Source organism: Rhodovulum sp. P5 (genome assembly GCF_002079305.1).
Lineage (GTDB): Bacteria > Pseudomonadota > Alphaproteobacteria > Rhodobacterales > Rhodobacteraceae > Rhodovulum.
Window position 1 is genome coordinate 1,492,830 of record NZ_CP015039.1, and the last position, 25,569, is coordinate 1,518,398.

Below are 25,569 nucleotides of genomic sequence, written 5' to 3' on the forward strand. Positions count from 1 at the left end.
TGTCCGCGCGGGGTCTAGCCGAAGGGGGGCCGGGGGGCAAGGCGACTGACATGCACGGAGACAGAGATGACCGACGACGACGAACTGACCGCGCTGGAAGAGCGCATCGCCCATCTTGTCGCAGAGGCGGACACGCTGTCGGACGAACTGGCCCGGCAGGCGCGTGAGATCGAAGGCCTCCGCCGGCAGGTCAGGATGCTCTTGGAGCGGGAGGCGGAGCGGGAATACGAGGAAGGCGGGTCGGTCCCCCTGGGCGACAGCAAGCCGCCGCATTGGTAACGCCCCTGCCCCAGGGCGCGCGGGACGGTGGGAATCGCGCCGTGGGTATTTTCACCAAGAAGAAGGGGCGGGCTCAGAAATCCTCCACCGTCAGAACACCGGGCAGGGATTTCAGCGCGCCCTTGATCTGCGGGGTCACCGGGTAGCTTTCCCCCAGCCCCATCTCGACCTCGCCCGGCAGGTCGGGGGCCATCAGGCAGAGCTGCACCGGGCCACGCCCGCGCAGCCCCGTTTCCCCCTTCGCCCGGTCGAGCAGGCCCGAGACGGCGGCTACGGCCGAGGGATCCTCGACAAAGATCTTCAGCCCCGCAGCCCCGGCATCGGCCACGACCGTATCGACCGGCTGAACCGAACGGGCCAAGAGTTTCAACTGGTCGTTCTCCATCGTCGCTTCCACTTGCAGGACGACGTTCATCCCGGCCTCCAGATGGTCGCGGGCAGCCTCCAGCACGTCGGAGAACAGCGTCACCTCGAACAGCCCCGTCGGGTCGGACAGTTGCGCGAAGGCAAAGCGGTTGCCCTTGGCCGACTTCCGCTCCTGCCGGCCGGCGACCGCCCCCGCCATGCGCGCGACGATGGCATTGGATTTGGCCGCTTCCTCCACCTCGGTCTTGGTCATGACCTTCTTGCGTTTCAACGCGGCCATGTAGTCGTCAAGCGGATGGCCCGAGAGGTAGAAGCCGACCGCCTTCTGCTCTTCGGCCAGCCGTTCGTTGGGCAGCCAGTCCACGACCGGGGAAAGCCGCGGCTCCGGCAGGTCGGCGCCGGCCTCGCCGAACAACGACACCTGCGCGGACCCGCGCTGGTCATGGATCGCGGCGGAATAGGCCACGAGGGCATCGAGACTGTCAAACACCCGGCGGCGATTGGGGTCGAGTTCGTCGAACGCCCCGGCACGGGCCAGCATTTCCAGCGGGCGCTTGCCGATCTGCTTCATGTCGACCCGGCGGGCAAAATCGAAAAGCGTCGCAAAGGGTTTGTCACCGCGCCCCTGAACGATCAGCTTCATTGCCTCCACGCCCACGTTTTTCAGCGCGCCCAGCGCATAGACCAGTCGGCCTTCGGCCACGCCGAACATCGCGCCAGAGCGGTTCACGCAAGGTGGCACGATCTCGATCTTCAGGCCCCGGCGGACTTCCTCGGCATAGACGGCGAGTTTCTCGGTCAGGTGGAGATCGCAGTTCATCACGCCGGCCATGAACTCCACCGGGTGGTTGGCCTTGAGCCATGCGGTCTGATAGCTGACCACGGCATAGGCCGCGGCGTGGGATTTGTTGAACCCGTAATTGGCGAATTTCTCCAGAAGGTCGAACACCTCGCTCGCCTTCTTGGCATCGACGCCGTTTTCCGCGGCCCCCTTTTCGAATTTGGGCCGCTCGGCGTCCATCGCCTCCTTGATCTTCTTGCCCATGGCGCGGCGCAGCAGGTCAGCGCCGCCAAGGCTGTAGCCCGCCATGACCTGTGCGATCTGCATCACCTGTTCCTGGTAGACGATGATGCCCTGGGTTTCCTCCAGGATATGGTCGATCAGCGGATGGACCGAGGCGCGCGCCTTCAGCCCGTTCTTCACCTCGCAATAGGTCGGGATGTTTTCCATCGGGCCGGGGCGGTAAAGGGCCACCAGCGCCACGATATCCTCGATGCAGGTGGGCTTCATCCGGCGCAGCGCGTCCATCATGCCCGAACTTTCAACCTGGAACACGGCGACCGTTTTCGCGCTGGCGTACAGCTCGTAGGTCGCCTCGTCATCCAGCGGGATATGCCCGATCTCGTTTTCCGCGCCTTCGGCGGGGTCGTAGATCCGGGTGCCGTCCGCCGCTTCGTGCAGGTTGCGCCCGCCGCCAAGGATCAGGTCGATGGCGTTCTGGATCACCGTCAGCGTTTTCAGACCGAGGAAGTCGAATTTGACAAGACCCGCCTGTTCGACCCATTTCATGTTGAACTGCGTGGCCGGCATGTCCGACCGCGGATCCTGATAAAGCGGGACGAGTTCGTCCAGCGGGCGGTCGCCGATCACCACGCCCGCGGCATGCGTGGAGGCATTCCTCAGCAGGCCCTCGACCTGCTGCCCATAGGTCAGCAACCGGTCCACGACCTCTTCGCTGCGGGCGGCCTCGCGCAGGCGCGGCTCTTCCTCCAGCGCCTTGGTGATGGACACCGGCTTGACGCCCTCGACCGGGATCAGCTTCGACAGCTTGTCGACCTGTCCATAGGGCATCTGCAAGACGCGCCCCACATCGCGCACCGCGGCCTTGGACAGAAGCGCGCCGAAGGTGATGATCTGCGCGACCTTTTCCCGTCCATACTTGCGCTGGACGTATTCGATCACCTCCTCCCGGCGATCCATGCAGAAATCGATGTCGAAGTCGGGCATGCTGACCCGTTCGGGGTTCAGGAACCGTTCGAACAGCAGCGAATAGCGCAGCGGGTCAAGGTCGGTGATCGTCAGCGCATAGGCCACAAGACTGCCCGCCCCCGAGCCACGGCCCGGCCCCACCGGGATGTCATGCTCCTTGGCCCATTTGATGAAGTCGGCAACGATCAGGAAGTAGCCCGGGAATCCCATCGACTCGATGATGCCGAGTTCGAAGTCGAGCCGTTTCTCATAGTCCTCGACCGGCGCGGCATGGGGGATCACAGCCAGACGCGCGACCAGCCCCTCCTTCGCCTGCCGCCGCAATTCCTCCACCTCGTCTTCGGCAAAGCGCGGCAGGATCGGCTTGCGCCTGTCCGCCTTGAACGCACAGCGGCGCGCGATCTCGATGGTGTTGTCCAGCGCCTCTGGCAGGTCGGCAAAGAGCGCCGCCATTTCCTCGGGCGTCTTGAAATAGTGCTGCGGCGTCAGGCGGCGGCGCGGGTCGGCCTGATCGACATAGGCCCCTTCGGCGATGCAGATCAGGGCATCATGCGCCTCGTACATCTCGGTCTTCGGGAAATAGACATCGTTGGTGGCCACCAGAGGCAGGTCCATCGCATAGGCCATCTCCACATGGCCGCGCTCGGTGGCCGCTTCCGCCTCGGTCGGCTGCCCGCCCTCTCCGGGATGGCGCTGCAACTCGACATAAAGCCGTGTCGGAAAGGACGCCGCAAGCCGCGCCATCAGGGCCTCGGCCTTGGGGCGCTGACCGGCCTGCAATAGGCGCCCCACGGGGCCATCCGGCCCGCCGGTCAGACAGATCAGGCCGTCACTGTGCCGGTCCAGTTCCTCCAGCGTGACCTGTGGCAAGGCTCCGTGCTTGTCCACGTAGAGGCATGAGTTCAGCTTCATCAGGTTGCCATAGCCGGCCTCGTTCTGCGCCAGCAGCACGACCGGCGCGGGGGGCGTGCCCGCTCTCCCTGCGGCGCGGGATCATAGGCCAGATCGACCTGGCACCCGATGATTGGCTGCACGCCTGCGCCGCTGGCCAGCACCGAGAACTCCAGCGCGCAGAACATGTTGTTGGTATCGGTCACCGCCACGGCCGGCATGCCTGCGGCACGGCAAAGGTCGGGCAGTTTCTTGACGCGCACCGCGCCTTCCAGGAGCGAGTATTCGGTGTGCAGGCGAAGATGAATGAATCGGGGGGCAGCCATTGGATCAGGCTAACCGCAGGGCCCGGCAGACGGAAGTGTCAGACGCCCTGCGCCATGAACTCAAGGCGATTTCCGAACGGATCGTCGACATAGAATCGCTGCACCCCGGGAAGCGCATCGTCCCATCGGGGCTGGTGTCCGGCATGCGCCAGTCTTTCTGCCAGTGCAGGCAGGCCCGTCACCAGAAACGCGGGATGCGCCTTTCGTGCCGGGCGAAACGCCGTCTCGACCCCAAGATGCAGGCGCAGATCTCCGTTTGCGAACCAGACGCCCCCACGACCGGCGAGCGGTTCAGGCTTCGCCTCATCGGCAAGCCCAAGCAGGTCGCCGTAAAAGCGCCGTGCCTCGTCTTCACGCCCCTCGGGCATCGCCAGTTGGACGTGGTGCAGGGCGTAGGGCATGAATTGGGGTCTCATGTGCCGGACCTCTGCGAACGGAACGTCGTCGTCAGGGTATGCATCGAACGGATGGCCGTCAAAGACCGGAACGGCCGCGACATCGCAGCGCCAAGAAATCAGGCATCCGCCGAATGATTGAGCCGAAACCGCGCCGATCACGACCGGACATGATTGCCGCGGACCGCGGGACCGGTTTACACAAACGAGGAAAGTCCTGACCGCGTCCACAGGGGGCAGAGCCCGTTTGACAACGCTTCTGACAGTCGAGGGCCTGACCAAGGCCTATCCCGGGGTGGTCGCAAACGATCACGTCACCTTCGATATCGCCGAGGGCGAAGTGCATGCGCTGTTGGGCGAAAACGGCGCGGGCAAGTCGACGCTGGTCAAGATGATCTACGGGCTGGTGCAACCCGATACCGGCCATATGACCCTGCGCGGGACAGCCTATGCCCCCGAGGAGCCGAGCGCCGCACGCCGGGCCGGCGTGGCGATGGTGTTTCAGCATTTCTCTCTTTTCGATGCGCTGAGCGTGGCCGAGAACATCGCGCTGGGGATGGAGCATCCGCCGAAGATGCGCCACCTTGCCCGGCAAATCCGAGAGGTGAGCGAAACATACGGCCTGCCGCTTGCCCCCGACCGGCTGGTGGGAGAGCTTTCCGCAGGGGAGCGGCAGCGGGTCGAGATCATTCGCTGCCTGTTGCAGGACCCCAAACTCCTGATCATGGACGAACCGACCAGCGTTCTGACCCCGCAAGAGGTCGAGATCCTGTTCACGACCCTGCGCAAGTTGTCGGGTGAGGGGACCGCGATCCTCTACATCTCGCACAAGTTGGAAGAAATCCGGACGCTGTGCGACCGGGCCACGATTCTGCGGATGGGCAAGGTCGTCGACAGTTGCAACCCGCGAGAGAAAACCGCCGCGGAACTGGCCGAGATGATGGTCGGCACCAAGCTGACCGCGCCGGCCCGCACCAGCGGCGAGATGGGCGATATCGTGCTGGAGGTCTCGGGTCTTTCCCTGCCCTCTCACACGCCATTCGGGACCAGCCTGCGCAACATCTCCTTCTCGGTCCGCGCGGGCGAAATTCTCGGGGTCGGGGGTGTGGCGGGCAACGGTCAGGACGAGTTGCTGGATGCGCTGTCGGGCGAGGCGCCGGTCACGCCCGAGGCGGTCAAGCTGCACGGCGCCGCCATCGGTCATCTGGATCCTAGCCGCCGGCGCCATATCGCGGTGCTTGCCGCGCCCGAGGAACGGCTGGGCCATGCCGCCGCCCCGGATATGAGCCTGACCGAAAACGCCATGCTGACCGCGGCGATCCGCGAAGGTCTGGCCGCGCGCGGGTTCCTGAAATGGCCCGCCGCAAAGGCCTTTGCCGAAAAGGTCATCCATGCCTTCGACGTGCGCACACCGGGGCCCGGCAATGCGGCGCGGTCGCTGTCGGGCGGAAACCTGCAGAAGTTCGTCATCGGGCGAGAGGTCTTGCAGCGGCCAGAGGTTCTGGTCGTCAATCAGCCGACATGGGGCGTCGATGCCTCTGCCGCCGCGTCGATCCGCCAGTCCCTGATGGATCTGGCCGAGGCCGGAACGGCCGTCGTCGTGATCAGCCAGGATCTTGATGAATTGATGGAAATCTCCGACCGCTTCGCCGCGCTGAACGAAGGCCGCCTGTCGCCGCCCCGGCCCGCCAAGGGGCTGACGATGGAAGAGATCGGCCTGATGATGGGCGGCGCCCATGACATGGAGGTTGCCCATGTGGCCGAGTAAGGGGGACCGCGCATGATCCGGCTTGAAAAACGCCCCCAGCCCTCGCGCCTGTGGACGGTGGCCACGCCCCTGCTTGCCGTGGCGCTGACCATGATTGCCGGGGGGCTGCTGTTTGCCGCGCTGGGAAAGGACCCCTTCGCCGCGATCCGCACGATCTTCTGGGACCCGCTGTTTCACGAACAGTTCGCCAGCTATTCGCGCCCGCAACTGCTGGTGAAGGCCGGGCCGCTGATCCTGATCGCGATCGGCCTGTCGCTGGGCTTCCGTGCCGGCATCTGGAACATCGGGGCAGAGGGACAGTACATCATGGGCGCGCTTGCGGGCGCGGGCGTTGCGCTGGCGCTTTACCCGCTGGATGCGTGGTTCCTGTTCCCGCTGATGGTGATCGCCGGGGGCCTTGGCGGCTGGGCGTGGGCGATGATCCCGGCGCTTTTGAAAACACGCTTCCGAACGAACGAGATCCTCGTCTCCCTACTGCTGGTCTATGTGGCGGAACAGATCCTCGCCTCGATGTCCGTCGGGCTGATGCGCAATCCCGACGGCAATGGCTTTCCGGGCAGCCGCAATCTTCAGCAATATCCTTCCGCCGCGAACCTTGAACTGGTCGAGGGCACGGGGATGCATTGGGGCGTGGTCGCGGCCTTCATCGCGGTCATCGCGGCCTATGTGCTGCTGAACCGGCACATGCTGGGGTTCCAGATCAAGCTGACGGGCCAGTCGCCCCGCGCCGCGCGCTTCGCGGGCGTCAATCCGAACCGGCTGATCCTGTTCTGCCTTGGGGCGTCGGGCGCTCTGGCCGGGATGGCGGGGCTCTTCGAGGTTGCCGGGCCCGCCGGGCAGGTCAGCATCGACTTCAACCAGGGCTATGGCTTTACCGCGATCATCGTGGCCTTTCTGGGCCGCCTTCATCCCGTCGGCATCCTGCTGGCGGGGCTGTTGATGGCGTTGACCTATATCGGCGGGGAACTGGCGCAATTCATGCTGGGCCTGCCCGCCGCCGCGATCCAGGCGTTTCAGGGGATGCTGTTGTTCTTCCTGCTGGGGGTCGATGTCCTGACGAATTTCCGCATCCGGCTGGGCCGGAGGGAGGTCGCCTGATGGAACTCCTCGCTATCAACCCCATCATCCTGATCGCCTCGCTGATGGTAGCGTCCACCCCGATCCTCCTGGCCGCGCTAGGTGAACTGGTGGTCGAGAAATCCGGCGTCCTGAACCTCGGGGTCGAGGGGATGATGATCACCGGCGCCATCTGCGGCTTTGCCATCGCGGTGGAAACCGGCAGCCCGACGCTGGGCTTTCTGGCCGCCATGATCGGCGGCGCGGCCTTGTCGCTGGTCTTCGGCGTTCTGACCCAGGTTCTGATGTCGAACCAGGTGGCAACGGGTCTGGCGCTGACGCTGTTCGGCCTCGGTCTCTCGTCCCTGATCGGGCAGGGATATAACGGGTTGAAACCGCCCGCGACAGAGAAGATCGACCTTGGACCGTTGTCGGATCTGCCCGTGGTCGGGCGTATCCTGTTTTCCCATGACCTTGTCGTCTATGTCAGCCTTGCCCTAGTGATCGCGGTCTGGGTCTTCCTGCGTTTCACCCGCGGCGGGCTGATCCTGCGCGCCGTTGGCGAAAACCACGATGCCGCCCATGCGCTGGGCTACAAGGTCGTGCGCATCCGGCTGGCCGCCATCGCCTTTGGCGGGGCCTGTGCGGGATTGGGCGGGGCCTATCTCAGCCTCGTGCGCGTCCCGCAATGGACAGAGGGGATGACCGCAGGCGCGGGCTGGATCGCGCTGGCCATCGTGGTGTTCGGATCTTGGCGGCCGGGGCGCGTGCTGCTGGGCGCGTATCTGTTCGGCGGTGTCACGGTGCTGCAACTGAACCTGCAGGCTGCCGGGCTTGCCGTGCCTGTCGAAGTCTTGTCGGCCTCGCCCTATCTGATAACGATTCTGGTGCTGGTCATCATGTCGGCCAACCGCGGGCGCGGGGCGCTGAACGCGCCGGCGTCGCTTGGCCGGGTATTCCATGCCTCGACCTGAGAGGCGCTGCCAAACCGGGGGCCACGGGGCCGCCCGCCAATATGGGAGACAACCATCCATGAACCGTAGAACCCTTCTTGCCTCAGCCGCCCTTGCGCTGGGTCTGGCCGGCAGTGCCCTTGCACAGGACAAGACCAAGGTGGGCTTTGTCTATGTGGGCCCCGTCAACGATGGCGGGTGGAGCCAGCACCACCATGAATCCGCGATGAAGATGAAAGAGCATTTCGGCGATGCGGTGGAACTGGTCGAACAGGAAAGCGTGCCCGAAGGCGCGGATGCAGAACGCGTGCTGACGCAGATGGCGCTGTCGGGGGCGGACCTGATCTTCACCACCTCCTTCGGCTACATGGACCCGACGATCAACGTGGCCAAGAAGTTCCCGAACGTGAAATTCGAACACGCCACCGGCTACAAGACCGCGCCGAACGTGTCGAACTACTCTGCCCGCTTCTATGAAGGCCGCGCGATCATGGGCCATATCGCGGGCAAGATGACCAAGTCGAACAAGATCGGTTACATCGCCTCCTTCCCGATCCCGGAGGTCATCCGCGGCATCAACTCCACCTATATCCACGCCAAGAAGGCCAACCCCGATGTCAGCCTGTCGGTGATCTGGCTGTTTACATGGTTCGACCCGGCGAAAGAGGCTGACGCGACGCAAGCCATGCTGGATCAGGGCATCGACGTGGTGCTGGCCCATACGGACTCCACCGCGCCGCTGGCCACGCTGGAAAAGGCCGGGGGCTACGGCTTTGGGCAGGCGGCCGACATGGCGGAATATGCGCCGGAGCCGCGGCTGTCCTCGATCATCGACGAATGGGCGCCCTATTACATCGACCGCGTGCAGGCGGTCATGGACGGCACATGGGAAAGCGTCGCCACGTGGCACGGGATCAAGGAAGGCATGGTTGGCATCGGCGAGATCTCCAGCGCCGTGCCCGAGGACGTGAAGGCCGAAGCGCTCGCCCTGAAAGAGGCGATCTCCAGCGGCGACTACCACCCCTTCACCGGCCCCCTGAACAAGCAGGACGGCACGCCGTGGCTGGCCGAGGGCGAAGTGGCCGACGACGGCACGCTGGCGGGACTGAATTTCTATGTCGAGGGTCTGACCGGCGACATCCCTCAATAACAAAGCGCGTCTTGATGACAAAAAGGGCCCGCCAATGCGGGCCCTTTCCGTTTGGAACTGTCGCAGCGGATCGGACCTAGGCGCTTTCGCGGTACTGGTTGAAACGCTCGAACATCAGGCGGTATTCGGTGGGCACGTCCCGGAATGACAGGATGCCCACAGGCTCTCCATTCTCGATGACCGGCAAGTGGCGGAAATGCCCCTCGGTCATGATGGTCTGGGCTTCGGACAGGGTGCCATCGATATCGATCGTCCTGGGATCGGCCGTCATGACATCGGCTACCATCGTCGTGTCCATCGGGCGCCCCTTGCAGATCGCGCGGCGGATGATATCGCGCTCGCTGAGGATACCGACAAGGCAACCCTCCTCCATCACGGCCAGCGCACCGACATTGCACTCCTCCAACTTGTGGCAGGCCTCCCGCAGCGTCGCCCCCGGACGTTCCCGGCACATCGGCCGATCATTCAAAACTTCCCGAATCGATTTGACGATCATTTTCTATGTCTCCCTATCAATACGCAGAACTGGAATTGTAACAGTTATCTAAAAGTCTGTCGCCGAATTTCGTGGACAAAGCGCCGGGCGACGGCCCCTCGCGCCAAGTCTGGCCCATCCCATACGCGAGGATCCGCCTTCCAGCGGCTGGAATGCACTTTTCTGGCCGGAATCTTTGAACTTCTGTTAACCTTTCGGTACGCCGCGGAATACTAGAATGCCTTCGAGACTCGAGACCCCTCGCGGCGGCAGAGCCTCCCGGGGCGATGTAGCTCAAGGCTGTCCATGGCAGGCAAAAGTGGGTGGTCGGGGGCCGTCGTTCCCGTGTGCGGTGTCGTGATCGGAGACCGCACTTCAGCCGTCAGAGGGCGGCGCGCGGTGGAGTGACGCCTTCGCCGCGCGCCTGTAGACTGTACAGGGGCACAAGGTGGGCTATCTTTGCCGATGAACCGAAGCAACATCGCAATGCCGATAGCCACCTGACATGCCCCGCCGCCTGAACCTTCCCGACAGCGCCTCGGTCGCGATCCCTCGGGACAACGACCGGCTGCACGCCCCATCGGCCGCCCGCAACGGGGCAGCCATCTGTGCCGTGATTTCCGAACGCGGGCCGAAATCCGGCCGGGCACTGGAAATCGCCAGCGGCACCGGGGAACATGCAATTCGGATCGCCGCCTGCCTGCCCGATGTGATCTGGCAACCCACCGATATCGACCCGACCCGCCGCAAGAGCATCGACGCATGGAACGCGGGATCGGACTGTGCGAATATCCGCCCCGCCATCGCCCTCGATGCCTGCACCCCCGGCTGGGGTGCGAAACATGGCGGGCAGGACCTGATCTTTGCCAGCAATATCCTGCATCTGATCAGCGAGAGCGAGGCCGAAACCCTGATCGTGGAAGCCAGCCATGCCCTTTCGCCGGGTGGGATGCTGATGATCTATGGACCGTTTCGCCGCGAACACGGCTTTGCCACCGACTCCGACGCGGCCTTTCATGCCAGCCTGACGGCACAGGACCCCGAGATCGGTTACAAGTCCATCGCCGAGGTGCACCGCTGGATGGAAAACGCGGGTCTGACCCCGCAAGACCCCAGCCCGATGCCTGCCGAAAACGTGACTCTTGTGGGTATAAATCCCCTTTGACTCCCCGCGCCGCAGGGGTAGAGGGGACCCAAGGGGGGGCCAACTATCCGATTTGAGGAGAGCGAAATGGATTGGGCACAGAAACGCGAAAGCACGAAAGATCAGCTGCGCCGCCTGAACAAGGCAATCCCGGAACAGGCCAAGGGCTTCAGCACGCTGAGCAAGGCGGTCAAGGACGGCGGGCAGCTTGATTTCAAGACCAAGGAACTGGTCGCCATGGGCATGGCCATCGTGCTGCGCTGCGAGGCCTGCATCGTGCTGCACATGGAGGCGCTGGTGCGCGTGGGCGCCACCCGTGAAGAGGTCGGCGACGTCCTGGCCATGGCGATCCAGATGGGTGGCGGCCCCGCCATGATGTACGCGGCCGAGGCCATCGAATGCTACGACCAGCTGATGGAAGAAAAGGCGCAGTCGGGCGCGTAACGCCCGGCCGCGGTTGGGATCACCCCAACGGTCCGATGAATTCGATGCCGCTGGCCGCGGGAAACTCGGCCGGCGGATAGGCACCCGGATCCCGCCCAAGCTGCGGGAACCGCCTTAGCAACGACTCCCGTTCAGCAGGCCCAAGCGTTGCGAGAACAGCGGCGGTCGGACAAAGGCTGACCACCGGCAAACCGTTTGCCGTGATGACCTGCGGACAGTCGAAGACGATCTGGTAACAGACGAACGCATCGGGTGCGCAATCGACATAGGCCCCGTCCGACAGACCCGCGATGTCGCGCGCCGACACGCGAACGGTCTGCCCGTCGGGCCAGTCGAGGATCCGCCAACCGGGGATCAGCACCTCCTGGTCGGGTGCCAGCAGAACATCCTGTCGCGGCATCATGGGCCCCAGAACCCGGGGTTTCAGCCGGACGGGTGCAAGGCCCGGCACAATCGCCATATCCTCGGCGCGGACCACACGGCGCCAGACAAGGCGCACCGGTTGCAGTCCGCCCGTGCGCGTGACGATCATGTCGCCGGGGCGGATGAATTCCACCCGCCGCGGCCCGCAGGGCGTGCGCAGGTTCGTCCCTTCGGCCAGACCACCCGGAAAGGCGGCCACAACGCCCGTTGCATCCTCGATGCGTCCAAGAAAACTCATTCGTCCGGAATCCTCTCCGGCCCCCGATACCCCGGTCTCTCCCGCCACGGCAGGCCGCCCCAGAATACCTCGATGGTGAACGGCGGCCATTTCCAAAATGTTAACATATCCAAATGCGAACATTTTGGCGCCCTCGTCGATAAACGTTGCCTTGGACCGTCCTGCAAGGTTTCCTGAGTTCGAGATTCAACCATGTCGGGAGTGATCCACCATGACTCGCCACTTCATCCTTGCCGCCGCACTGGCCCTGACCGGAACCGCAGCCTGCGCCGATGGACCATCCCGGCTGCCTGACCGCGCGGATCGCGGTTTCGTCCATCACTGGGATTTCAACGGCGACGGAACCGTTCGCTTGCACGAAATCCGCCGCTGGGCCCCGGTCATGTTCGAAAGGTTCGACAGCAACAAGGACGGGATGCTTTCGGGGCGCGAAACGGCCCTGTTTGACGCCGCGCGCCGGTCGGATATCCGCCGGGTCGGCGGCCGCTACGGGTCCGAGGTCGCCCGGATGGCGGGTGGCTTCGCCATCGCACGGAGCGACATCAACGGCGACGGGCGGATCACCCTTGACGAATTCCGCCTCGCCGCTACCGACTGGCTGGCCCTGTTGGACCGCAACGGCGACGGCCAGTTGACCGATTACGACGTCACACGCTGAGGCGCACGCGCCGTCGCGGTGGATCCCGTGGGAACAGATCGGCGCGGAAACCGCCGGGGCAGCCATATTCGCACGCCGAAGGTCTCTGGGGTGGTGGCATAGCCGTGTAGGCGTCCATGTCAGCCCGGCTTTGGGCCATCCGCAGGTTTCCCACGACCAGCCCGCGGAAGATCATGCGCGAGGCGAGGAACACCCGGCACCCCATGGCGCGAAACCGACGCGCAAGCGCGTACAATGGCACCGACGCATACCAGTTGCGACCGTCACTCTGCCAACAGTGACTTTGATGTCTGAACCAGAACGTACCGCAGCGGCAGGGCGCCCTCGGAAGACATGTATGGCAGCGTCAGATCGCCCTCTTCCAGAACATCGCCGCCCCCGTCTTGCGGCCATCCCGCCTGCCCCAGACCGGCCTTAAGGTTTGGCGGCACATCTTCGCGCAGGATAAACAGCACCGTCTGTCCGCCAAAGTCGCGCGCCGCGACGGGCAGGTAGGGGTCAATCTGCCAGTCGGGGCGCAGATGCTTGAGGTTTCCGGCCGTGTAGAACTCGGCCACGATGGGCGTGGCGGGCAGTTGCGCGACATCTGACAGTTGCATGGGCAGGGTTGCGAAATCTACGTCGCGCCGCGCCCCGGGCTTGAACCGGTCATGGGTGAGCCCGGCCAGAACCAGCACGGCGAGAAGGGCAAGCCCTACATGGGTAGACGCCACAGCCCGCCGACCAAGCCGCGGAAAGAGCCAGACGAAAACCCCCGGCACCACCAAGAATGCAAGCGGCAGCAGCCAGCGTTGAGTCATCTGCCCCAGACCGGCCAGCCAGACGACCAGCATGACGCCCGCACATAGGATCACACCACCGCGCAGAAGCAGCGCCGCCACTCCGGCATGCCGGACGTCCGCATCGCTTTTCCGACGGCCTGCCAGCCACAAAAGGCCCGCCACGATCAACGGCAGCGCCAGAAGGGCGATGGCCCCCAGAACCGTCAGGCCAAGCCCTTCGGGCAGGCCCGCCGTCTGCTCCTCAAGCTGCAACTTGCCGACCGAGGCGAACGCCAGATCGGCATTGCGGATCATCCAGCCATAGGGCACCGCCACGATCGCCAGGGCAAGCACGGGCACCGTCAGCACCCGCCACCGCAGGATCTGAGCCCGCATCGGGGCCACGGTCAGCCCCGCTGCGAAAAGACCGAATGGCACCAGCCAGAAATTGTACTTCGACAGCCCCCCCAGCCCGATGGCCAGCCCCAGTGCGATCCATCCCGGCCAGTGGCCCCGCCGCACCGCCCACAGAAAGGCCGCCAGCGTCAGGGCCGAACAGGCCATCAGGATGTTGGAATGGGTGGTGGCGCGCTGCGCCTCCCACGCGATGTCGGGGATCAGGACGAGCGCCAGCGCCCCGAATGCGGCCGCCCCCGCCGGAACCCAAATCCGCAACCCCAGAAACAACAGCACGTAGGTCAGCCACAGAAGGCCGTTCTTCATCACCGACAGGGCCAACAGCGACCGGTCGAACAGTTCGAACACGCCGATCTGAAGCCAGTTGTAGAGCGGCAGTTGCGGCCCATAGCCCCAGCGCAGGCCTGGGGTCATCACCATCATCTCGGCTTCGTCGGTTTCCAGCGCCCCGCCAAGGGCCAGCCTCAGGCCGGTCTGCAGCGCGAAATAGGCCGTGACCGCAAGCAGGAACCACAGGCTGATCTGCCAGTCCGGGCGTGCAGATCGATCGGGCATCGCCAACCGCCCGGTCACTGCATCGCTGGCACCACCAGGTCCGGGGGCCTGTGGCCGTCGGCGAAGGTCTTGATGTTGATGATCACCTTCTCGCCCATCTCGGTGCGACCTTCGACCGTGGCCGAGCCCATATGCGGCAGCAGAACGACATTCGACAACTCGCGCAGGCGCGGATTGATCTCGTGGCCATGCTCGAACACGTCCAGCCCGGCCCCCGCGATCTCTCCGGCCCGGAGCATCCGGGTCAGCGCGTTTTCGTCGATCACCTCCCCGCGGGAGGTGTTCACGATCACCGCGTCGGATTTCATCAGCTTCAGCCGCCGTGCATTCATCAGGTGGAAGGTCGACGGCGTGTGCGGACAGTTCACGCTGATCACGTCCATCCGGCTGACCATCTGGTCGAGGCTTTCCCAATAGGTCGCCTCAAGCTCCTCCTCGACCTCGGGGCGCACCCGGCGGCGGTTGTGATAGTGAATCTGCATGCCGAAGACCTTGGCCCGCCGCGCCACCGCCTGCCCGATCCGGCCCATGCCGAGGATCCCGATGCGCCGCCCGCCGATGCGACCGCCCATGAACGCGGTCGGCGACCAGCCACGCCACTCTCCCGATTGCATCACGGCCAGGCCTTCGGGGATCCGCCGCGTGACGGCCAGCATCAGCGCGATGGTCATGTCGGCGGTGTCCTCGGTCACAACGCCGGGCGTGTTGGAGACGAGGATCCCCCGCTGCCGCGCGGTCTGCACATCCAGATGGTCGATCCCCGCGCCGTAATTCGCGATCAGCTTCAGCCGGTCGCCGGCCCGGGCCAGCATGGCCTGATCGATGGTGTCGGTCACGCAGGGCACCAGCACATCGGCCCGCCGCATCGCATCGACGAGCTGGTCGCGGGTCATCTTCTCATCGGCGTCGTTCAACTCGACATCGAAGAGTTCCTTCATCCGGGTCTCGACCGGCTCGGGCAAGCGTCGCGTCACGACAACACTGAGACGTTGAGCGGGCATCCCTGGCCTCCCCTGCTTTCCAACCCTTGGCGTCGATGGCAAACTGTCCGAGAACGGGACGGGGCACAAGACCCCGCAAGGCAGGTGAGCGGACAAGATGGCGCAATACGTGGCCCGAACGAGAGCGAGGCTGCTTCTTTCCGCGGTTCTGGCCGCCGTGCTGGGGTTTCCCGGCGTCGCGGCAGAGCGTGGCCCGGTCACGAACCTGCCGCTGCCCCGGTTCGTTTCGCTGAAAGCATCGGAAGGGAACGTGCGCCGCGGCCCGAGTCTGAGCCACCGGATCGACTGGGTCTATAAACGACGCGGCGTGCCGTTGCAGATCACCAACGAATACGGCCATTGGCGGCTGGTCCGCGACAAGGACGGCGCGGGGGGCTGGATTCACTACTCGCTGTTATCGGGGGTGCGGACGGTTCTGGTGGAACAGGACATGCTGCCGCTTCGGCGGACGCCCCGGCCCGATGCGCTTGTGCTGGCCCATGCGGAACTGGGCGTCATCGCAAAGCTGGGCGAATGCCAGCCCGACTGGTGCAAGATCACCGCCGACCGGCTGTCGGGCTGGGTGCCGAAAGACGCGCTCTGGGGTGTGGACCCGGACGAAATCCGCGAGTGATCTTGCCGCCCGCACGCGATACTTGCTAAGCCCCGCGCGAACCGCGACGAACGGGACGGGACCCATGCCCGACAAGACCCGACTGAACCTGTCTGCCGGGCTGGCCTCGGTGGCGACCGCCCTTGTGCTGGTGGGGCTGAAGCTCTGGGCGCTGGGGTCGACGCAGTCGCTTTCAGTTGCGGCCTCGCTTGCCGACAGCGCGCTTGACCTGATGATGTCGCTGGGTGCGCTGGCCGCGATCTTCTATGCCGCTCGCCCACCCGATGACGACCACGCCTTCGGCCATTCCTCGGCCGAGGATCTGGCCGCGCTGGGACAGGCCGTGTTCATTCTGGCCTCTGCCACGGTCATTGGCGTGGCCGCGCTCTTGCGTTTGATCTCGTCAGAGGTCGCCCCCCTGTCGGCAGAGGGGCGCGGCATGATCGCAATGGGCCTGTCGATCCTGCTGACCCTCGGCCTGGTGCTTTGGCAACGCCGTGTGGCCGCGCGCACCGGCAGCCGGGTCGTTCAGGCCGATGCGCTGCACTATCTGGGCGACCTGATCCCCAATCTCGGGGCGATCGTCGCGCTCTGGGCCTCGGCGGAATTCGGGCTGGCACGGCTTGATGCGGTCATCGCGCTGGCCGCAGCGGGCATGCTGGCCGTGGGTGCCCTCGGCATCGGGCGGGGGGCGTGGGATGCGCTGATGGACCGGGCCGCAGAGCCGGAGGTGATCGCCCGGATCGAAGAGCTTGCCCGGACCTGCGCAGGGGTCCACGGCTTCCACGACCTCAAGACCCGGCGGGCAGGCACGCGGCTGTTCGTGAACCTGCATATCGAACTGGACGGCACCCAAAGCCTGAACGATGCCCACACCATCGGCGCGACGCTCAAGCACAATATCCTGTCGGACTATCCCGGTGCCGATGTGATCATCCATTTCGACCCTGTCCGGGACGGATAACAGCCTACCCGGCCGCCCGCGCGCGACCGCTGCAAACGGTGCAATCCGCGCGCGGTTTCAAGGCGATCTGCCGGGTTTCGCCGTAGAGCGCATCATAGATCAGCAACCGGCCCTTCAACGTCTCGCCCGCCCCGGTGAGGAGCTTGACCGCCTCAACCGCCATCATCGCACCGACCACCCCCGGAAGCGGGCCGACCACCCCAGCCTCGGAACAGGACGGGGCAAGGCCGTCGGCCGGAACCGTGGGGAAGACGCATTCGTAGCAGGGCGTGCCCGCGGCCGGGTGGTAAAGGCTGATCTGCCCCTCCCACTGGGTAATGGCCGCGGCAATCAGCGGCTTGCGCTGCTCCGCCGCCACGCGATTGGCCAGGTACCGCGTCTTGAAATTGTCCGACCCGTCTAGGATCAGGTCGTAGTCTTCGAACAAGGGCGCGGCGTTGTCCTCGGTCAGCCGCCGCTTGTAGGTGCGCACCTCGATAAAGGGGTTTTGCGCCTTCAGCGCCGCCTGCGCGGAAAACACCTTGGGCATGCCGATCCGCTCATCCGTATGCAGGACCTGCCGCTGAAGATTGGAATTGTCGACGCTGTCATGGTCGATCACCCCCAACGTGCCCACGCCCGCCGCCCCCAGATACATCAGCGCCGGCGAGCCCAGCCCCCCGGCCCCGATCACCAGAACCTTTGCATCCTTCAGCTTGCGCTGCCCCGGCCCGCCGATTTCCCGCAGCACGATATGGCGCGCGTATCGGTCCAGTTCCGCGGGACGAAACGCCCCGGTCTTCTCGGCCGGATCGACGCCGAGTTCCGCCGCCCGGCGCTTGATGGCCCCGAGAACGACCCGGTAGCCCGCGATCATCGCCGCGATCACACCAAGCGAGAACCACCCTTCGGGCGTGCCGCCGATGGTCTGGCGCAGGGCGTGCCCCTCCGGCATCAGCATCTGCACGACCAGAACGCCCAGATACAGCCCCCCGATCATCCCCCACCGGGCCCGATAGGGGGCCCGCAACAGCGCCCCCGCGGCCCAAAGGAGCAGCGCAATCCCGAAGACCAGCCCCATCAGCCGCGCCCCGTCGAACCGAAGCCGCCAGCGCCGCGCGCCGTGTCGTCCAGGCTATCGACAACCGCAAAGTTCGCCTGCACCACGGGGGCCACGATCATCTGCGCGATCCGGTCGCCATGATGAATCGTGTAGGGCTCTGCCCCGAGGTTCACCAGAAGCACGCCAAGCGGGCCGCGATAGTCGCTGTCGATGGTACCGGGGGTATTGGGCAGCGTGATGCCGTGTTTCAGCGCGAGGCCGGAGCGCGGGCGGATCTGCACCTCGAACCCCGGCGGAAACGCCATGCGAATGCCGGTCGGCGCGATCCGCCGTTCCATCGGTTGCAGGGTGAACCCCTCGGCCCGGATATCTATTGGCAGATTGGCCCGGATGTCGGCCCCGGCGGCGCCCGCCGTCTGATAGGCGGGCAAGGGCACGGTTTGATCCGCCCAATCCTCCCACAGGATTTGTAGAACAGGTGTCATGCCAGCGCCTCGGCAATCCGCGCGGCCAGCCGTTCGGCGACCTCAGTCTTGGACAGGCGCGGCCATGTCTCGGCCCCTTCGGCGGTGATCAGCATCACCTCGTTTTCGGTGCCGCCCATGATACCAGTGGCCGGCGAGACATCGTTCGCGACGATCCAGTCGCACCCTTTGCGCGCGCGCTTGGCCGTGGCATGGGCCGCGACATCCTCGGTTTCCGCGGCGAAGCCCACGACCAAAGGCGGGCGCCCCGCAGCCATCTGCGAAACCGTGGCCAGAATGTCCGGGTTCTCGGCAAATTCCAGCGTGGGCAACATGCCGGTGCCGTCCTTCTTCATCTTCTGCCCGGCCGCATTGGCGACGCGCCAGTCGGCGACGGCGGCGGCGAAAACGGCGGCATCCGCGGGCAGCGCGGCCTGCACCGCCGCCAGCATCTGCTGCGCGGTTTCCACCCGCATCACGGTCACACCGTCCGGCGGCGCAACATCCGCTGGGCCGGTCACGAACACGACCTCAGCCCCGAGCGCGGCCAGCGCGCGGGCAATCGCCGTGCCCTGCGCCCCGGAAGAGCGGTTGGCGATATAACGCACCGGGTCGATGGGTTCATGGGTGGGGCCAGAGGTCACCACGATCCGCCGCCCCGCCAGCGGACCATCGGCCAGCGCATCTACGATGGCGTCAAGGATCTCCGGCACCTCCGCCATCCGGCCCGGACCGTATTCGCCACAGGCCATGTCCCCCTCGTTCGGGCCGACAAGGCGGATGCCGTCGCCGCGCAGGGTATCGACGTTGCGCCGCGTCGCCGGATGCCCCCACATCCGCACGTTCATCGCCGGTGCCAGCAAGACCGGCGTGTCTGTCGCCAGCAGAAGGGTCGAGGGCAGATCGTCCGCGATCCCACCGGCCATCTTTGCCATCATGTTCGCCGTTGCCGGAGCCACGACGACTAGGTCGGCAGATCGCGACAACTGAATATGGCCCATCTCGGCTTCATCCGTCAGGTCGAAGAGATCGCGAAAGACCTTCTGACCGCACAGCGCCGATACCGACAGCGGCGTGACGAATTGCTCGGCCGCACGCGTCATGACGGGCGTCACCGCCGCGCCCCGTTCCCGAAGGCGCCGGATCAGGTCGAGCGTCTTGTACGCGGCGATACCGCCCGCAATGATCAGCAGAATGCGTTTGCCGGAAAGCATGGCCCCGCCCGTTTGCGACTGTCTGGAAAAGATGTCTAGGCCGCAGAGGGGGCCGAGACAAGGCTACCGGGTCTTGAACGCCGCGCAAGGGTCGGGGCGCTCTGCCGGATCGGTGACCAGCCACAGGTCGAATGGCGGCGTCTCTTCAGGCCGGGATTCCAACTGGCCGACGGACAGCACCGTTGCGCCCTGCGCGACCCGGGCAAAGGCATCGGGCAGTCCCCAGTCGGTGCGCGCGTGGCCGTTGCCGGTGATGACGGCGACCGGCCCGCCGGTGTCATCAAGCGCCTGCCGTACCGCGCGGGCCAGGGCCGCATCGCGCAGCCGCTGCGCCTCTACCATGCCGCCCAAAAGATGTTCGGGCAGCGCGTCGCAATGGGCCTTCATCTGCCCCTCTTCCCGGATCGCCTTTTGATCCTCCGGCAAGGGCGCGGTCAGGCCATAGGCAGAAGCTTCATCGCCGAACACAGCGGCTGCGCCTTCGGCCACCGCACGACGCACGTCGTCCCGCGGCAGCGCGGCCCCATAGATCGCCGCGGCCGGGGCCGCGGTGAAGATCGGGTGGTACATTGCGAAATCGGGCCAGCCCGACTGTTCCCATTCCAGCACCGCACCAAGCGTCTGTTCGTTGTCGCGCAAGGTTGGTGTCACCCGCGCGGCCTGATCCGGCGTCAGCATTTCAAACACCAACGCGGCGGGGGACAGCGCCGCGACGGCCTTGGCCTGATTGGCGTGATGGATGGGGTTGTCGTGCAACTCCCCCAGAATGACGACATCCGCCTGCGGCAAAACGAGGACGTCCGCCGGGGCGATCTCCTCAGCCCCAACGGACGATACGGTCAGAAGCGCGGCGACCGCGCCAATAGAAGCAATCTGTCTCACACCAGGAAGTGATGCACCTCATGGGACCGTGCTTCAAGGCTCTTGCGCATCTTTCCGAATGCGGCAGCTTCCAACTGGCGCACACGCTCTTTGGACAAGCCCAATTCGTTGCCAAGGCTTTCCAGCGTCCGCGGGTCCTCTCGCAACTTGCGTTCCTTCACGATGAACCGCTCCCGGTCGTTCAATTCCGACAGGGCCGAGTCCAGCCAGTTGCGCAATTGCGCCCGGTCGCGGCTGTCCTCGACCAGATCGGCGGCCTGCGTGCTGTCATCCTCGATCGTCTCGATCCATTCGCGGCCTTCTTCGTCGGTCGACTGCGTCGCGTTCAGCGAGAAGTCGGAGCCGGACAGGCGCCCCTCCATCATTTCGACATCGGCCAGGGGCACGCCGACCTCGGTCGCGATCATCTGCCGCAACTGGTGCCGGTCCATCGTCTCGCCCCGCGCGCTTGCCTCCCGCTCCAGCCGCGCCTGAACGCGGCGCATGTTGAAGAACAACGATTTCTGGGAAGAGGTCGAGCCGGTGCGCACCATGGACCAGTTGCGCATCACGTAATCCTGGATCGACGCCTTGATCCACCAGACCGCGTAAGTTGAAAAGCGCACGCCCCGGTCGGGGTCGAACTTGTCGGCGGCCTTCATCAGGCCAAGGCTGGCTTCCTGGATCAGGTCGTTCATCGGCGCGCCGTAGCGTTTGAACTTCGCCGCCATCGAGATCGCCAAGCGCATATAGGCCGTGATCAGGCGGTGCAGCGCTGCCTCGTCCCGTTCATCCCGCCATGCATAGGCCAGCTTCAGTTCCGTCTCGGCATCCAGCAACTCCGCCTTCATCGCCTGCCGCGACAAACCGTTTGCGTCATATCCGTCAAGAGCCATGTCTTCCCCCGGTCTTGGCAAAGCCGATATTCGTTTCTTGATAACCATACGCGCGAGTGCGGCATTTGGTTCACACAAAGACTTGAATTGTTCAAAAATCACCCGCACCCGCTGTGTGCGCTGACGCACAAATGGGCAATCCGGTCGCAGGGCGCCCATCGGTTTACCATTCGGTAACCAACGCCGCTTACCCGTTAACCATCCTGAACAGGGGGACAGAGATGGTGGCGCGGGCCTATACCGTGGCGTTCGAGGGGGTCGAGGCGCGGCTTGTCGAGGTTCAGTGCGCCGTCTCGCCCGGGCTGCCCGCCTTTTCCATCGTGGGGCTGCCCGACAAGGCGGTCAGCGAAGCGCGCGACCGGTTACGCGCGGCGTTGGTGTCGATGGGCGTGGCGCTGCCCTCCAAGCGGATCACGGTGAACCTGTCACCCGCCGACCTGCCCAAGGAAGGGTCGCATTTCGACCTGCCGATCGCGGTGGCACTTCTGGCCGCGCTGGACGTGTTGCCCCGGGATGCCGCCGAAGAAACCGTGGCACTGGGTGAGCTGTCGCTTGATGGGCGGCTTGTGCCGGTGATCGGCGCGTTGCCGGCCGCCATGGCCGCGGCAGAGGCCGACCGGGCACTTCTATGCCCCAAGGCCAGCGGGGCCGAGGCCGCATGGGTCGGCGGCACGCAGGTTCTGGCCGCGCCCGACCTTGCCGCGGTCGTGCGCCATTTCACCGGGCAGTCCCCGCTTGCCCCGGCCGAACCGGGGGAGGTGACGGGCGGCGACACGATCCGCGATCTATCCGACGTCAAGGGGCAGGAACGGGCCAAGCGGGCACTGGAAATCGCCGCGGCGGGCCGGCATCACATGCTGATGGTGGGCGCGCCGGGATCGGGCAAGTCGATGCTGGCCGCGCGCATGGCAGGCATCCTGCCGCCCCTGTCCCCGGCGGAGGCCCTTGAAACCTCGATGATCCATTCGCTCGCGGGATTACTGGACGAGGGCGGCATCTCGCGCCTGCGGCCGTTCCGCGAACCGCATCACACGGCGTCGATGGCGGCCATCGTGGGGGGAGGCCGGGGCGCGAAGCCGGGCGAGATCAGCCTGGCGCACAACGGCGTGTTGTTCATGGATGAGTTTCCTGAATTTCCACGGCAGGTGCTGGAAACCCTCCGCCAGCCCATCGAGACGGGCGAAGTCGTGGTCGCCCGCGCCAATGCCCATACGAAGTACCCCTGCCGGTTCCTCCTGGTCGCCGCCGCGAACCCCTGCAAATGCGGATACCTCGCCGACCCCGCCCGCGCCTGCGCCCGCGTGCCCCAGTGCGGAGAAGACTACCTCGGCCGCATCTCGGGCCCCTTGATGGATCGGTTCGACCTGCGGGTGGAGGTGCCGCCCGTGGCCTATGCCGATCTCGACCTGCCGGCCACTGGCGAACGCTCCGCCACGGCGGCCGAACGTGTGGGGGCAGCACGTGCGCGGCAGACGGCCCGGTTCGAGGGGCGGCAGGGGATGCGCGTGAACGCCGATGCCGAGGGCGCCGTACTTGACGAAATCGCCACACCCGATGTCGAGGGGCGCGCGCTGCTTGCGCAGGTCGCCGACCGGTTCGGCCTGTCGGCCCGCGGCTATCACCGCGTGTTGCGCGTGGCGCGCACCATCGCCGATCTGGACGGATCGGACGGCGTGCACCGGCCCCATGTGGCCGAGGCGGTGAGTTTCCGGTTGTCGGTGGGGGAGCGGTGACAGCGAGCCCCAGTCCGGTCAGCGAACAAGCGCCAGAGCGACGCGCGACGCGGCGCCATCCAAGGACCGCGGCATGGGGATCCAGCGGACGTCTTGGGCGATATATGGCCCGAAGGCCTGAAGACCTTCAAACCAAGGGCGAGCGTCCACTGATCGCCAGGCCGTGGGCGTGGCACGGGAATTACGTGGCAGCCTTAGACCCCGTTCCCGCGCCCAGTGGGTCAGCGCGAAGTGAAAAGGATAGGTCCACGACACAGGCCCGTCGCGCCTGCGATCACGGGTCCCCAAACCTCACCCCCGCTTCGCCTCGACCGCCTCCCAGATTTTCGCCGCGATATTGGCCTCGTCGAAGCGTTCCAGTTCCTGAATGCCGGTGGGGGAGGTCACGTTGATCTCGGTCAGCCAGTTGCCGATCACGTCGATGCCAACGAACATCTGGCCGTGATCGCGCAAGGTCGGGCCGATGGCCTTGCAGATTTCCAGATCGCGCGCCGTCAGAGCGGTCCGTTCCGCCCGGCCGCCGACATGCATGTTCGACCGGGTCTCGCCCTCGGCCGGCACACGGTTGATCGCACCCACGGGTTCGCCGTCGATCAGGATCACCCGCTTGTCGCCCTTCTCCACCGCGGGCAGGAATTTCTGGGCGATCAGAGGCTCCCGGCTCATGCCCGTGAACAACTCGTGCAGCGAGGCGAGGTTGCGGTCGCCGTGTTCCAGCCGGAAGACCCCCGCGCCCCCATTGCCGTAAAGCGGTTTCAGGATGATATCGCCATGTTCCGCCTTGAAGGCCCGGAGCGTGGCAAGATCCCGGGCGATGATCGTCGGCGGGATCAGATCGGGGAATTTCAGCACCAAGAGTTTCTCGGGGAAGTTCCGCACCCAGAACGGATCGTTGCAAACAAGCGTCTTCGGCGTCAGGTGCTCCAACAGATGGGTCGTGGTGATATAGCCCATGTCGAAGGGCGGGTCCTGCCGCAGCCAGACGACATCGTAGTCGCCAAGGTCGACGTCCTGCTCTGCCCCAAGGCTGAAGTGGTCGCCGACGACCCGGCGCACCTCCAGCGGCCAGCCGCGGGCCATGACGCGCCCGTCGTTCCAGTAAAGCCGGTCGGGCGTGTAGTAGAACAACGAATGCCCGCGGGCCTGCGCCTCTTCTGCGATGCGGAACGTACTGTCGGCGTTGATATCGATGGGCCCGATCGGATCCATCTGGATGGCAACCTTGAGCGTCATGGCAAACCCCCTGTTTCGCATCCTACTTGGCGGAGGGGGGCCCGGTTTGCAACAGGATCAGGCCGTGAAGGCGTTTTCCAGTATCTCGACCGCGCCCTGCCCGTTCACCAGCGCCACGTCGAAGCGCATATCGGTCAGTTGCCCCCGCGGCTCACCCCCCACGAATTCCAGCGCGGCGGTCATCACGCGGGTCATCTGGCGGTGGGTCAGACGCTCGGCGGCACGGGCGAAGTCGCGGCTTTTCTTGACCTCGACGAAGATCAGCCCCTCGCCGTCGCGCAGGATCAGATCGATTTCCCCAGCCTTGCCGCGCCATCGCCGCGCCGCGACCGTCAGGCCCCGCGCCTGATAATGGCGCGCAACGCTCTCCTCTGCGGACAGCCCCGCATGGTAGGAAACCGTGCCGCTCACCCCTTGCCCTCCAGCTTCAGCGCGGCCTGATAGACCTGCCGGCGCGGCAGCTTCAGCCGTTCGGTGACCTCTGCCACCGCATCCTTCATGGACGCGCCCTTCAGCGCTTCGGTCAGCGCCGCCTTAAGGTCTTCCTCGCTGGCCGCCTTGGGCGCACCGCGACCGACCAGCACGACGATCTCCCCCTTGACGCTCCGCTCTGCAAAATCCTGCGCCAAATCGCCAAGCGGTCCGCGCACGACCTCTTCGAACCGCTTGGTCAGTTCCCGGCAGACGGCGGCGGGGCGGTCGGGGCCGAAGACCCCGGCCATTTCCGCCAGCAGCCGCGCCACCCGCTTGGGTGATTCATAAAGGACAAGGGTGGCCTGAATATCGGCCAAGTCCCGCAACATGGTTGTCCGCGCCCCGCCCTGCGCGGGGGGAAAGCCGGCAAACAGCACCCGGTCGCTCGCCAGCCCCGAAACGGTCAGCGCCGCCAAGAGCGCGGACGGGCCCGGTGCGGCATGGACCGCAACCCCGGCCTCCACCGCTGCGCGGGCCAGCGGGAAACCGGGATCGGCAACCATCGGTGTGCCCGCCTCGCTGACGCAGGCGACCGATTGCCCGCCCGCGGCCATGGCGACGAGCTTGTCCCGCACCGCGGGCGCGCTGTGATCGTGATAGGCGATCAGGGGCCGGTCCCCCAGTGCAACGCCGTGGATCTGCATCAGGTGCCGTGCCGTGCGCGTATCCTCGGCCGCGATCACATCTGCCGAGGCCAGAATATCCAGCGCCCTCAGCGTGATGTCGCGCGCCGTGCCTATGGGTGTGGCAACGAAATATATACCGGGGGCAAGATATGTCTGCAGAATGTCCAATGGCGGCTCCGG

At 65.6% G+C, this 25,569-nt stretch carries 24 protein-coding genes and 1 pseudogene; 11 read left to right on the plus strand and 14 right to left on the minus strand.

Going from position 1 to position 25,569, the window contains the following annotated elements; all coding sequences use genetic code 11:
• Positions 1–66 precede the first annotated feature (66 nt).
• Entirely contained in the window at positions 67–279 is a 213-nt protein-coding gene (locus tag RGUI_RS07300) for a SlyX family protein (RefSeq protein ID WP_081532447.1), read from the plus strand.
• Between the two features lie 73 nt (positions 280–352).
• On the opposite strand, the pseudogene dnaE reads toward RGUI_RS07300, so the two are convergent.
• A pseudogene (gene dnaE / locus RGUI_RS07305) lies at positions 353–3,852 on the minus strand (DNA polymerase III subunit alpha).
• A gap of 38 nt (positions 3,853–3,890) precedes the next feature.
• Positions 3,891–4,268: a glyoxalase gene (locus RGUI_RS07310; protein WP_253798988.1), complete on the minus strand. Its 378-nt coding sequence runs from the start codon at positions 4,266–4,268 to the stop codon at positions 3,891–3,893.
• 226 nt (positions 4,269–4,494) lie between these two features.
• Between RGUI_RS07310 and RGUI_RS07315 the strand changes: the two genes are divergently transcribed.
• Genes RGUI_RS07315 through RGUI_RS07330 form a run of 4 tightly spaced genes read left to right on the plus strand, consistent with a single transcriptional unit; the run spans position 4,495 to position 9,174 of the window.
• Complete coding sequence (locus RGUI_RS07315; RefSeq protein ID WP_081532449.1) at positions 4,495–6,015, plus strand: ABC transporter ATP-binding protein; 1,521 nt, start codon at positions 4,495–4,497, stop codon at positions 6,013–6,015.
• A 12-nt stretch (positions 6,016–6,027) separates the two neighbouring features.
• Complete coding sequence (locus tag RGUI_RS07320; RefSeq protein WP_081532450.1) at positions 6,028–7,113, plus strand: ABC transporter permease; 1,086 nt, start codon at positions 6,028–6,030, stop codon at positions 7,111–7,113.
• Positions 7,113–8,045, plus strand: a complete 933-nt coding sequence (locus tag RGUI_RS07325; RefSeq protein WP_081532451.1) for an ABC transporter permease — start codon at positions 7,113–7,115, stop codon at positions 8,043–8,045. Before RGUI_RS07320 ends, RGUI_RS07325 begins: the two co-directional genes overlap by 1 nt.
• A 58-nt stretch (positions 8,046–8,103) precedes the next feature.
• Entirely contained in the window at positions 8,104–9,174 is a 1,071-nt protein-coding gene (locus RGUI_RS07330; RefSeq protein ID WP_081532452.1) for a BMP family ABC transporter substrate-binding protein, read from the plus strand.
• A 76-nt stretch (positions 9,175–9,250) separates the two neighbouring features.
• Here the strand turns inward: RGUI_RS07330 and RGUI_RS07335 are convergent, their stop codons facing one another.
• Complete coding sequence (locus tag RGUI_RS07335; RefSeq protein WP_172841101.1) at positions 9,251–9,628, minus strand: CBS domain-containing protein; 378 nt, start codon at positions 9,626–9,628, stop codon at positions 9,251–9,253.
• A gap of 526 nt (positions 9,629–10,154) precedes the next feature.
• Between RGUI_RS07335 and RGUI_RS07340 the strand changes: the two genes are divergently transcribed.
• Positions 10,155–10,814 carry a DUF938 domain-containing protein gene (locus RGUI_RS07340; protein ID WP_081532454.1) on the plus strand — a complete coding sequence of 220 codons (660 nt, stop codon included), beginning with the start codon at positions 10,155–10,157 and terminating at the stop codon, positions 10,812–10,814.
• A 66-nt stretch (positions 10,815–10,880) separates the two neighbouring features.
• The gene (locus RGUI_RS07345; RefSeq protein WP_081532455.1) at positions 10,881–11,237 is read left to right on the plus strand and encodes a carboxymuconolactone decarboxylase family protein; all 357 of its coding nucleotides are present in this window, start codon (positions 10,881–10,883) and stop codon (positions 11,235–11,237) included.
• A 19-nt stretch (positions 11,238–11,256) separates the two neighbouring features.
• Here the strand turns inward: RGUI_RS07345 and RGUI_RS07350 are convergent, their stop codons facing one another.
• A complete protein-coding gene (locus RGUI_RS07350) occupies positions 11,257–11,898 on the minus strand; it encodes a Hint domain-containing protein (protein WP_172841102.1) in 642 nt (213 codons plus the stop codon).
• A gap of 211 nt (positions 11,899–12,109) precedes the next feature.
• Between RGUI_RS07350 and RGUI_RS07355 the strand changes: the two genes are divergently transcribed.
• A complete protein-coding gene (locus RGUI_RS07355) occupies positions 12,110–12,556 on the plus strand; it encodes an EF-hand domain-containing protein (protein ID WP_081532457.1) in 447 nt (148 codons plus the stop codon).
• 263 nt (positions 12,557–12,819) lie between these two features.
• Here the strand turns inward: RGUI_RS07355 and RGUI_RS07360 are convergent, their stop codons facing one another.
• On the minus strand, positions 12,820–14,289 hold the full coding sequence (locus RGUI_RS07360) for a glycosyltransferase family 39 protein (protein ID WP_081532458.1): 1,470 nt from the start codon (positions 14,287–14,289) through the stop codon (positions 12,820–12,822).
• A gap of 14 nt (positions 14,290–14,303) precedes the next feature.
• Positions 14,304–15,290, minus strand: a complete 987-nt coding sequence (locus RGUI_RS07365) for a D-glycerate dehydrogenase (protein ID WP_081532459.1) — start codon at positions 15,288–15,290, stop codon at positions 14,304–14,306.
• A gap of 97 nt (positions 15,291–15,387) precedes the next feature.
• On the opposite strand from RGUI_RS07365, the gene RGUI_RS07370 reads away from it, so the two are divergent.
• On the plus strand, positions 15,388–15,903 hold the full coding sequence (locus RGUI_RS07370) for an SH3 domain-containing protein (protein ID WP_081532460.1): 516 nt from the start codon (positions 15,388–15,390) through the stop codon (positions 15,901–15,903).
• Positions 15,904–15,967: 64 nt separating this feature from the next.
• The gene (locus RGUI_RS07375; protein ID WP_081532461.1) at positions 15,968–16,846 is read left to right on the plus strand and encodes a cation diffusion facilitator family transporter; all 879 of its coding nucleotides are present in this window, start codon (positions 15,968–15,970) and stop codon (positions 16,844–16,846) included.
• A gap of 4 nt (positions 16,847–16,850) precedes the next feature.
• Here RGUI_RS07375 and RGUI_RS07380 read toward each other — a convergent pair whose 3' ends face one another.
• The 5 genes from RGUI_RS07380 to RGUI_RS07400 form a co-directional block, all read right to left on the minus strand.
• Entirely contained in the window at positions 16,851–17,906 is a 1,056-nt protein-coding gene (locus RGUI_RS07380) for a HesA/MoeB/ThiF family protein (protein ID WP_156882898.1), read from the minus strand.
• Complete coding sequence (gene dut, locus RGUI_RS07385; RefSeq protein WP_081532463.1) at positions 17,906–18,373, minus strand: dUTP diphosphatase; 468 nt, start codon at positions 18,371–18,373, stop codon at positions 17,906–17,908. Before dut ends, RGUI_RS07380 begins: the two co-directional genes overlap by 1 nt.
• Positions 18,370–19,566: a bifunctional phosphopantothenoylcysteine decarboxylase/phosphopantothenate--cysteine ligase CoaBC gene (gene coaBC, locus RGUI_RS07390; RefSeq protein WP_081532464.1), complete on the minus strand. Its 1,197-nt coding sequence runs from the start codon at positions 19,564–19,566 to the stop codon at positions 18,370–18,372. The genes dut and coaBC overlap by 4 nt, the downstream gene beginning before the upstream one ends.
• Before the next feature lie 63 nt (positions 19,567–19,629).
• Positions 19,630–20,439 (minus strand): ChaN family lipoprotein, encoded by an 810-nt coding sequence (locus RGUI_RS07395; RefSeq protein ID WP_081536004.1) that lies wholly within the window; start codon positions 20,437–20,439, stop codon positions 19,630–19,632.
• Between the two features lie 5 nt (positions 20,440–20,444).
• Positions 20,445–21,323, minus strand: a complete 879-nt coding sequence (locus RGUI_RS07400) for an RNA polymerase factor sigma-32 (RefSeq protein WP_081532465.1) — start codon at positions 21,321–21,323, stop codon at positions 20,445–20,447.
• Between the two features lie 221 nt (positions 21,324–21,544).
• Here RGUI_RS07400 and RGUI_RS07405 point away from each other — a divergent pair, with 221 nt between their 5' ends.
• Positions 21,545–23,056, plus strand: a complete 1,512-nt coding sequence (locus tag RGUI_RS07405; protein WP_081532466.1) for a YifB family Mg chelatase-like AAA ATPase — start codon at positions 21,545–21,547, stop codon at positions 23,054–23,056.
• A 291-nt stretch (positions 23,057–23,347) separates the two neighbouring features.
• Here the strand turns inward: RGUI_RS07405 and gshB are convergent, their stop codons facing one another.
• The 3 genes from gshB to rsmI are packed head-to-tail and all read right to left on the minus strand — an operon-like array spanning position 23,348 to position 25,557.
• A complete protein-coding gene (gene gshB / locus RGUI_RS07410) occupies positions 23,348–24,289 on the minus strand; it encodes a glutathione synthase (RefSeq protein ID WP_081532467.1) in 942 nt (313 codons plus the stop codon).
• A 57-nt stretch (positions 24,290–24,346) separates the two neighbouring features.
• The gene (locus RGUI_RS07415; RefSeq protein ID WP_081532468.1) at positions 24,347–24,700 is read right to left on the minus strand and encodes a YraN family protein; all 354 of its coding nucleotides are present in this window, start codon (positions 24,698–24,700) and stop codon (positions 24,347–24,349) included.
• Complete coding sequence (gene rsmI / locus RGUI_RS07420; RefSeq protein WP_253798991.1) at positions 24,697–25,557, minus strand: 16S rRNA (cytidine(1402)-2'-O)-methyltransferase; 861 nt, start codon at positions 25,555–25,557, stop codon at positions 24,697–24,699. Before rsmI ends, RGUI_RS07415 begins: the two co-directional genes overlap by 4 nt.
• Positions 25,558–25,569 lie beyond the last annotated feature (12 nt).